Consider the following 8,887-nt stretch of genomic DNA (forward strand, 5'->3'; position numbering starts at 1 on the left):
GGGGGTTCCTCTCGTTTCGGTGTGCCTCCAGCCTCGCGGCGGGGCCGGTACCGGTGGCAGATGCCGATCGGGAGGTCTGCGGACGCCTCGACGCCCCGTCATGTGCCGTTCGGCACAGGCGACATCGGGCGTCCGTGCCTAGGCTGGACGCATGATCGAGGAGTGGGGGAGCGCCGTTCCGGTGCTCGCGGTCGCGGCCGCGCTGTGGACGAGGCGGCCACGGCCGACGGCGGTGGCGGGAGCGGTGTCGCTCGGGCTGACGGCCTTCGGGGCGGCGCGCGGCGGTTTCGGCGAGGGCGGTCCGGCCGGGCTGCTCGGGGTGGTCGAACTGGCCGGGCTGCTGGCCCTGGTGACGGTGACGGTGCGTACCGGCCGGGGCCGGGCGGCCACCGCGGCGCTGGCGGTGGCGCTGCTCTGCTGGCCGCTCCGGTACGCGGCCCCGGTCGAGGGCTGGGAGCAGGTCGGGCTGCTCGGGTTCGGTGCGGTCGGGGCGCTGGGGGCAGCGCTGGTCGGCGGCTACCTCTGGTCGTTGGACGGGCTCCGGCACCGTGAGGTGGCGGCCGCCCGCCGGGCCGAGCAGCTCGAACTCGCGCACGACCTGCACGACTTCGTGGCCCACGACGTGAGCGGGATGGTCGCGCTGGCCCAGGCGGGCGGGTTCCTGGCAGCCGGGCACCCGGAGCAGGCCGAGGTGTTCCGGCGGATCGAGCAGTCCGGCCAGCAGGCGCTCGCCTCGCTGGACCGGACCGTACAGCTGCTCCGCACCGAGGAGGCGGCCCGCCGGGCCCCGCAGCCGGGGCTGGCCGAACTCCCGGCGCTGGCCGAGCGGTTCACCGCCACCGGGGCGGCAGAGGTCCGGCTCGATCTGCCGGAGCGACCGGTCGGCCGGGAGGCCGGGGCCACCGTGCACCGGATCGTGGTCGAGGCGCTGACCAACATCCGGCGGCACGCCCCCGCAGCTCGGACCGTGCTGGTGACGCTGCGTCACAGAAGGGACAGTCAGCTGGAGTTGACGGTCGCCGACGACGGCGGTGCGGCCGAGCACCAGGCACGTCGGCGGGGCGGGCACGGCCTGAGCGCGCTGGCGGCCAGGGTCGAGGCGCTGGGCGGTACGTTCGAGGCGGGGCGGGCCGAGCGGGGCTGGCTGGTCACCGCGACCTTTCCGCTGCCGACCGAGGGAGCCTCATGAGCGTCAGGATCCTGCTGGCCGACGACCACGACGACATCCGCAGCGCGTACCGGATCATCCTGGACGCCCAGCCCGATCTGACCGTGGTGGCGGAGGCGGCCGACGGGGCGTCGGCGCTCGAACAGGCCCGGCTGCTCCGGCCCGACGTGGTGCTGGCGGACATCCGGATGCCGAAGCTGGACGGCCTGGAGCTGACCAGGCAGCTGGCCGGTCCTGAGGTGGCCGACCCGTTGAAGGTGGTCGTGGTGACCACCTTCGACCTGGACGAGTACGTGCACACGGCGCTCCGGAACGGGGCCACCGGCTTCCTGCTCAAGCGGTCCAGCCCGGCGCTGCTGGTGGAGGCGGTCCGGGCGGCGATGGCGGGGGACACCCTGATCAGCCCGCAGCTGACGGTCCGGCTGCTGCGCGCGCTGCCCGCCCCCGAACCGGCGCCCAGCCCGGGGGAGGTCCCGCTCACCGCGCGGGAGCGCGAGCTCGCCGGACTGGTGGCGGACGGGTCGACCAACGCCGAGATCGCCGAGCGGCTGTTCATCTCGGCCGGGACGGTGAAGAACCACCTGGCCAACATCCAGCGCAAGCTCGGCGTCCGGAACCGGGTCGGCATCGCGGCCCGGGTCTGGGGCGAACGTCGGTAGTCGGACCGGGCGTTCGTGCGCTTGTGAACGAAAGGTCAAGCGTGCGTTCGGGGAGTGCCACCCGGTCGAGTGAGGCCCACTATCACGTCAACCTCGCTCCTTGAAATTTGCTCGGCATGCGCTCCGATTGATATAGGCGAAGCGCTCTGACCAGTCACTTCACAGGCGATTGCGACGGTTTGTGAGCACTTGCCTGCACTGTGTTGATTGAAGACGGCTCCGGTGCCTTGATGGCGCTTTGCGAGGTGGCGCAGATCACAAAGATCATCCAGAACTGCGTGTCGCACGTCACAAGCCGACGGGCATAGGATGCGCTCGTTCCAGCCCTTGTGAACTGCCTCACATGAGGTGATCTCACGAGTTGGATCACGGGTCGAGCACAGCGTGACCCGGCAGTTCCGATCTGCAGTCAAGGACGACCGGACGGAGGGAGCGGGGGCCCATGAATGCCTACGCGCCGATCCTCGTACTCGGTGCCATCGCGGCGGCGTTCGCGGTCGGCTCCGTCGTGATGGCCTCACTGACCGGCCCGAAGCGGTACAACCGGGCCAAGTTGGAGGCGTACGAGTGCGGTATCGAACCGACCCCGCAGCCCGTGGGCGGCGGCCGGTTCCCGATCAAGTACTACCTCACGGCGATGCTCTTCATCGTCTTCGACATCGAGATCGTCTTCCTCTACCCCTGGGCGGTCAGCTTCGACTCCCTGGGGATCTTCGGGTTGGTCGAGATGCTCCTGTTCATCGCCACCGTCTTCGTCGCCTACGCCTACGTCTGGCGTCGCGGCGGTCTGGAGTGGGACTGAGCAGCCCCTTGTGAACGCATGAACACAAGGGCGAACCACCGGACTTGGAGAAGGCAGAGAGGGATCTGATGGGAATCGAGGAGAAGCTGCCGAGCGGCTTTCTGCTCACCAGCGTCGAAACGGCGGCGGGGTGGGTGCGCAAGGCGTCGCTGTTCCCCGCCACCTTCGGGCTGGCCTGCTGCGCGATCGAGATGATGACCACCGGGGCGGGCCGCTACGACCTGGCCCGGTTCGGCATGGAGGTCTTCCGGGGTTCGCCCCGGCAGGCCGATCTGATGATCGTGGCAGGCCGGGTGAGCCAGAAGATGGCACCGGTGTTGCGTCAGGTGTACGACCAGATGGCCAATCCGAAGTGGGTCATCTCGATGGGCGTCTGCGCCTCCTCGGGCGGGATGTTCAACAACTACGCGATCGTGCAGGGCGTGGACCACATCGTCCCGGTCGACATCTACCTGCCCGGCTGTCCGCCGCGGCCGGAGATGCTGATGGACGCGATCCTCAAGCTGCACGAGAAGATCCAGCACGAGCCGCTGGGCGCGAACCGGCTCCGGGCCGAGGAGCTGGCCGAGGAGTTGGCCCTGGGCGCCACCCCGACCAGTGAGATGCGGGGGCTGCTGCGATGACCGAGCAGACACCCGTCCCCGCGACCCGGAAAGAAATCCCGGTCGAGGTGGTCGGCAAGCGCCAGGGCATGTTCGGTGCCCAGGGCAGCGGCGACACCTCCGGCTTCGGCGGCCTGGCCGCCCCGATCGCGCTGCCGTCCGCCAGCAGCCGCCCGTACGGCCATGGCTTCGACGAGGTCGCGGACGAGTTCGAGGGTGCGCTGGAGGAGCAGGGGCTCGACCCGGCCGAGGTGATCGAGAAGACCGTGGTGGACCGCGGCGAGCTCACCTTCCAGATCGCCCGCGAGCACCTGCTCAGGGCGGCCCGGATCCTGCGCGACGACCCGGCGCTCCGGTACGAACTCTGCCTCGGGGTCAACGGGGTGCACTACCCCAGCGAGACCGGGCGCGAGCTGCACGCGGTCTACCCGCTGCGCTCGATCACCCACGGCCGGCTGCTCCGGGTGGAGGTCACCGCGCCGGACGCCGACCCGCGGATCCCGTCGCTGGTCAGCGTCTACCCGACCAACGACTGGCACGAGCGCGAGACCTACGACTTCTTCGGCCTGGTCTTCGAGGGCCACCCGGCGCTCACCCGGATCATGATGCCGGACGACTGGACCGGCCACCCGCAGCGCAAGGACTACCCGCTCGGTGGCATCCCCGTCGAGTACAAGGGTGCCCAGATCCCGGCGCCCGACCAGCGGAGGTCGTACAGCTGATGACCACTCAATACGAAGAGGCGAGGGACACCACCGAGGGCCGCGTCTTCACCGTCACCGGTGGCGACTGGGGCGAGGTCGTGGAGGCCGTCGGCCGGGCCGACGACGAGCGGATCATCGTCAACATGGGTCCGCAACACCCCTCCACCCACGGCGTGTTGCGCCTGATCCTGGAGATCGACGGCGAGACCGTGACCGAGGCCAGGTGCGGGATCGGCTACCTGCACACCGGCATCGAGAAGAACATGGAGTACCGCAACTGGGTCCAGGGCACCACGTTCGTCACGCGGATGGACTACCTGACCCCGATGTTCAACGAGACCGCGTACTGCCTCGCGGTCGAGAAGCTGCTCGGGATCACCGACCAGATCCCGGACCGGGCCAGCGTGATCCGGGTGCTGATGATGGAGCTCAACCGGATCTCCTCGCACCTGGTCTGCCTGGCCACCGGCGGGATGGAGATCGGCTCCACGACGCTGATGATCTACGGCTTCCGGGATCGCGAACTCATCCTGGACGTCTTCGAGTTGGTCACCGGCCTGCGGATGAACCACGCCTACGTCCGCCCCGGCGGGCTGGCCCAGGACCTGCCGCCCGGCGCGGTCGACCAGGTCCGCGAGGCGGTCAAGCTGCTCCGCTCCCGGATGCACGAGTACGACAAGCTGGCCACCGGTAACCCGATCTTCAAGGCCCGGCTGGTCGACGTCGGCTTCCTGGACCTGGCCGGCTGTCTGGCGCTCGGTGCCACCGGACCGATCCTGCGGGCCACCGGCCTGCCGCACGACCTGCGCAAGACCGACCCGTACTGCGGGTACGAGGACTACGAGTTCGACGTGGCGACCGCCGACAGCGCGGACTCCTACGGGCGGTTCCTGATCCGCCTGGAGGAGATGCACCAGTCGCTGCGGATCGTCGAGCAGTGCCTGGACCGCCTGAAGCCGGGCCCGGTGATGGTGGCGGACAAGAAGATCGCCTGGCCCGCCCAGCTCTCCGTCGGCCCCGACGGCATGGGCAACTCGCTGGACCACATCCGGAAGATCATGGGCACCTCGATGGAGGCCCTGATCCACCACTTCAAGCTGGTCACCGAGGGCTTCCGGGTCCCGGTCGGCCAGGCGTACACGGCAGTCGAGTCGCCCAAGGGCGAGCTCGGGGTGCACGTGGTGAGCGACGGCGGTACCCGGCCCTACCGGGTGCACTTCCGCGATCCCTCGTTCACCAACCTGCAGTCGATGGCGGCGATGTGCGAGGGCGGCCAGATCGCCGACGTGATCGTCGCGGTGGCCGGGATCGACCCGGTGATGGGAGGCGTGGACCGGTGAGTGACGTCCAACTGGGGATGCCGGCACTTCCGGCGAAGCCGTACCCGGCCGAGGTGCACGCCCGACTGGTGGCGGATTCCAAGGAGTTGATCGGCCGGTACCCCGTGGCCCGGTCCGCCCTGCTGCCGCTGCTGCACCTGGTGCAGGCCGAGGAGGGCTGTGTCACGCCGACCGGTATCCGGTTCTGCGCCGAGCAGCTGGAGCTGACCACGGCCGAGGTGACCGCGGTGGCCACCTTCTACACCATGTACCGCCGCAAGCCCGCCGGGAAGTACCACGTCGGCGTCTGCACCAACACGCTCTGCGCGGTGCTCGGCGGTGACCAGATCTTCGACGAGCTCAAGCAGCACCTGGGTGTCGAGAACAACGAGACCACCGGCGACGGTGAGATCTCGATCGAGCACATCGAGTGCAACGCGGCCTGCGACTACGCCCCCGTGGTGATGGTCAACTGGGAGTTCTTCGACAACCAGACCCCGGACAGCGCACGGCAGTTGGTCGACGACCTGCGGGCCGGGCACGACCCGCGGCCGACCCGGGGCGCCAGGCTCTGCTCGTTCAAGGAGACCTCGCGGATCCTGGCCGGCTTCCCGGACGAGCGCCCCGGTGCGGTGGACGCCTCCGGTGCGGGCGGCGCGCCCACGCTGGCCGGGCTCCGGCTGGCCAAGGGCGAGGCACTGCCCGGCACCCCGGGCGCCAAGGTCGTGGCCCCCCGGCACGAAGGGACGGAAGCGTGATGACCTCCGTAGAGCCGGCCGAGAAGTTGCTCTCGCCCGTGCTGTCCGCCTCCTGGGACGACACCCGGCCCTGGACGCTCGACACCTACCTCCGCCACGACGGCTACCGCGGCCTGCGCAACGCGCTGGCGATGGCGCCGGACGACCTGATCGCGCTGGTCAAGGACTCCGGTCTGCGCGGCCGTGGCGGGGCCGGCTTCCCGACCGGCATGAAGTGGCAGTTCATCCCGCAGAACGACGGCAAGCCGCACTACCTGGTGGTGAACGCCGACGAGTCCGAGCCGGGCACCTGCAAGGACATCCCGCTGCTGTTCGCCAACCCGCACTCGCTGATCGAGGGCATGATCATCGCCTCGTACGCGATCCGCTGCGACCACGCCTTCATCTACCTGCGCGGTGAAGTCGTCCCGGTGCTGCGGCGGTTGCACGCGGCGGTGGCCGAGGCGTACGAGGCCGGGTACCTCGGCAAGAACATCCTCGGCTCCGGCATCGACCTGGACATCACCGTGCACGCGGGCGCCGGGGCGTACATCTGCGGCGAGGAGACCGCGCTGCTGGACTCGCTGGAGGGCCGTCGCGGCCAGCCGCGACTCCGGCCGCCGTTCCCCGCCATCGCGGGCCTGTACGCCTGCCCGACGGTGGTCAACAACGTCGAGTCGATCGCCTCGGTGCCGCCGATCCTGGCCCGGGGCAACGAGTGGTTCAAGTCGCTGGGCACCGAGAAGTCGCCCGGCTTCACGCTCTACTCGCTCTCCGGCCACGTCACCAACCCCGGCCAGTACGAGGCCCCGCTCGGCATCACGCTCCGTCAGCTGCTGGAGGTCAGCGGCGGCGTACGGGCCGGGCACCGGCTCAAGTTCTGGACCCCGGGCGGTAGTTCCACCCCGATGTTCACCGACCAGCACCTCGACGTCCCGCTGGACTACGAGGGTGTCGGCGCGGCCGGCTCGATGCTCGGCACCAAGGCGCTGCAGATCTTCGACGAGACCACCTGCGTGGTCCGCGCGGTCACCCGGTGGACCGAGTTCTACGCCCACGAGTCCTGCGGCAAGTGCACCCCGTGCCGCGAAGGCACGTACTGGCTGGTGCAGTTGCTCAAGCGGATCGAGTCCGGCCAGGGCGTCGCGGGCGACCTGGAGAAGCTGCTCGACATCGCCGACAACATCAACGGCAAGTCGTTCTGCGCGCTCGGCGACGGTGCGGCCAGCCCGATCGTCTCCTCGCTCGAGCACTTCAGGGCCGAGTACGAGCAGCACCTGAGCGAGCGACGCTGCCCGTTCGACCCGGCGGCCTCCACCGTCTGGGCCGACCGCCGCGCCCACGAGTCCACCACCGAGAGGGAGGTGCACGCATGACCGTGACCGAGCCGCAGACCAGCACCGACCTGGTCACGCTCACCATCGACGGGGTAGAGGTCAGTGTGCCCAAGGGCACCCTGGTGATCCGCGCCGCCGAGCAGATCGGCACCCAGATCCCCCGGTTCTGCGACCACCCGCTGCTCGCCCCGGCCGGGGCCTGCCGGCAGTGCATCGTGGAGGTGGAGGGCCAGCGCAAGCCGGTCGCCTCCTGCACCATCCCGGTCACCGAGGGCATGGTGGTCCGTACCCAGCTCAGCTCGCCGGTGGCCGAGAAGGCCCAGCGCGGCGTGATGGAGCTGCTGCTGATCAACCACCCGCTGGACTGCCCGGTCTGCGACAAGGGCGGCGAGTGCCCGCTGCAGAACCAGGCGATGTCCACCGGGGACACCGACTCCCGCTTCGACGGTATGAAGCGGACCTACGCCAAGCCGGTCCCGGTCAGCAGTCAGGTACTGCTCGACCGGGAGCGCTGCGTGCTCTGTGCCCGCTGCACCCGCTTCTCCCAGGAGATCGCCGGCGACCCGTTCATCGAGCTGCTGGAGCGCGGCGCGCTGCAGCAGGTCGGCATCGGCGAGGGGGACGACTTCGAGTCGTACTTCTCCGGCAACACCATCCAGATCTGCCCGGTCGGCGCGCTCACCTCGGCCGCCTACCGGTTCCGCTCCCGTCCGTTCGACCTGGTCTCCTCGCCGAGCGTGTGCGAGCACTGCTCGGCCGGCTGCGCCCAGCGCACCGACCACCGCCGGGGCAAGGTGCTCCGCCGGCTGGCGGGCGAGGACCCGGCGGTGAACGAGGAGTGGAACTGCGACAAGGGCCGGTTCGCCTTCCGCTACGGCCAGCAGCGTGACCGACTGTCGACTCCCTTGGTCCGCAAGGACGGTGAGCTGGTCGCCGCCTCCTGGCCGGAGGCGCTGGCCGCCGCCGCCCAGGGCCTGGCCGGAGCCAGGGCCGCCGTGCTGGCCGGTGGCCGGGTGACGGTCGAGGACGCGTACGGCTACGGCAAGTTCGCCCGGGTCGCGCTCGGCACCAACGACGTGGACTTCCGGGCCCGCCCGCTGAGCGGCGAGGAGGCCGACTTCCTGGCCGCCTCGGTCGCCGGTCGTGGCGTCGACCTGGACGGAACGGGCGTCTCCTACCAGGCACTTGAGGCCGCACCCGCCGCGCTGCTGGTCGGCTTCGAGCCCGAGGAGGAGTCGCCGATCGTCTTCCTGCGGCTGCGCAAGGCCAACCGGGCCAGTGGTCTCCAGGTCTTCGCGGTGGCGGGCCACCGCAGCCGGGGCCTGACCAAGCTGCACGGTGCGCTGCTGCCTGCCGCGCCCGGCACCGAGGCCGAGTGGCTGACCGCGCTGGCCGACGACACCGCGCTCGGCGACGACGCCGGGCGGGCCGGCCAACTGCTGCGCCAGGAAGGCGCGGTGATCCTGGTCGGCGAACGGCTGGCCACCGTGCCCGGCGGGCTGACCGCCGCGCTGCGGCTGGCCGCCGCGACCGGGGCCGAGCTGGCCTGGGTGCCGCGC

Annotated in this window: 9 protein-coding genes; all 9 read left to right on the forward strand. The window is 70.4% G+C overall.

The annotated features are described in order from the left end of the window. The first annotated feature begins 151 nt into the window (after nucleotides 1-151). The gene (locus ACXJMZ_RS25270; protein WP_457032345.1) at nucleotides 152-1,189 is read left to right on the forward strand and encodes a sensor histidine kinase; all 1,038 of its coding nucleotides are present in this window, start codon (nucleotides 152-154) and stop codon (nucleotides 1,187-1,189) included. Continuing rightward, nucleotides 1,186-1,827 (forward strand): response regulator, encoded by a 642-nt coding sequence (locus ACXJMZ_RS25275; RefSeq protein ID WP_457032346.1) that lies wholly within the window; start codon nucleotides 1,186-1,188, stop codon nucleotides 1,825-1,827. Before ACXJMZ_RS25270 ends, ACXJMZ_RS25275 begins: the two co-directional genes overlap by 4 nt. Nucleotides 1,828-2,269: 442 nt before the next feature. After that, complete coding sequence (locus ACXJMZ_RS25280) at nucleotides 2,270-2,629, forward strand: NADH-quinone oxidoreductase subunit A (protein WP_184915315.1); 360 nt, start codon at nucleotides 2,270-2,272, stop codon at nucleotides 2,627-2,629. A 68-nt stretch (nucleotides 2,630-2,697) separates the two neighbouring features. Continuing rightward, nucleotides 2,698-3,252: a NuoB/complex I 20 kDa subunit family protein gene (locus tag ACXJMZ_RS25285; protein ID WP_403037329.1), complete on the forward strand. Its 555-nt coding sequence runs from the start codon at nucleotides 2,698-2,700 to the stop codon at nucleotides 3,250-3,252. Then, nucleotides 3,249-3,953, forward strand: a complete 705-nt coding sequence (locus ACXJMZ_RS25290) for an NADH-quinone oxidoreductase subunit C (protein ID WP_457032347.1) — start codon at nucleotides 3,249-3,251, stop codon at nucleotides 3,951-3,953. Before ACXJMZ_RS25285 ends, ACXJMZ_RS25290 begins: the two co-directional genes overlap by 4 nt. Next, nucleotides 3,953-5,275 (forward strand): NADH-quinone oxidoreductase subunit D, encoded by a 1,323-nt coding sequence (locus ACXJMZ_RS25295; protein WP_057227586.1) that lies wholly within the window; start codon nucleotides 3,953-3,955, stop codon nucleotides 5,273-5,275. Before ACXJMZ_RS25290 ends, ACXJMZ_RS25295 begins: the two co-directional genes overlap by 1 nt. Further along, on the forward strand, nucleotides 5,272-6,012 hold the full coding sequence (gene nuoE, locus ACXJMZ_RS25300) for an NADH-quinone oxidoreductase subunit NuoE (RefSeq protein WP_457032348.1): 741 nt from the start codon (nucleotides 5,272-5,274) through the stop codon (nucleotides 6,010-6,012). The genes ACXJMZ_RS25295 and nuoE overlap by 4 nt, the downstream gene beginning before the upstream one ends. Continuing rightward, nucleotides 6,012-7,367: an NADH-quinone oxidoreductase subunit NuoF gene (nuoF, locus tag ACXJMZ_RS25305; RefSeq protein ID WP_457032349.1), complete on the forward strand. Its 1,356-nt coding sequence runs from the start codon at nucleotides 6,012-6,014 to the stop codon at nucleotides 7,365-7,367. Before nuoE ends, nuoF begins: the two co-directional genes overlap by 1 nt. Then, nucleotides 7,364-8,887, forward strand: a 1,524-nt coding sequence (locus ACXJMZ_RS25310) for an NADH-quinone oxidoreductase subunit G (protein WP_457032350.1), incomplete at its 3' end; no start/stop codon positions are given. The genes nuoF and ACXJMZ_RS25310, both read left to right, overlap by 4 nt.

It is taken from the genome of Kitasatospora sp. P5_F3 (assembly GCF_054049135.1).

Bases quoted from the DNA above. Each gene is read 5' to 3' on its own strand.
- ACXJMZ_RS25270 (WP_457032345.1), top strand. From the start codon at position 152: ATGATCGAGGAGTGGGGGAGCGCCGTTCCGGTGCTCGCGGTCGCGGCC.
- ACXJMZ_RS25275 (WP_457032346.1), top strand. From the start codon at position 1,186: ATGAGCGTCAGGATCCTGCTGGCCGACGACCACGACGACATCCGCAGC.
- ACXJMZ_RS25280 (WP_184915315.1), top strand. From the start codon at position 2,270: ATGAATGCCTACGCGCCGATCCTCGTACTCGGTGCCATCGCGGCGGCG.
- ACXJMZ_RS25285 (WP_403037329.1), top strand. From the start codon at position 2,698: ATGGGAATCGAGGAGAAGCTGCCGAGCGGCTTTCTGCTCACCAGCGTC.
- ACXJMZ_RS25290 (WP_457032347.1), top strand. From the start codon at position 3,249: ATGACCGAGCAGACACCCGTCCCCGCGACCCGGAAAGAAATCCCGGTC.
- ACXJMZ_RS25295 (WP_057227586.1), top strand. From the start codon at position 3,953: ATGACCACTCAATACGAAGAGGCGAGGGACACCACCGAGGGCCGCGTC.
- nuoF (WP_457032349.1), top strand. From the start codon at position 6,012: ATGACCTCCGTAGAGCCGGCCGAGAAGTTGCTCTCGCCCGTGCTGTCC.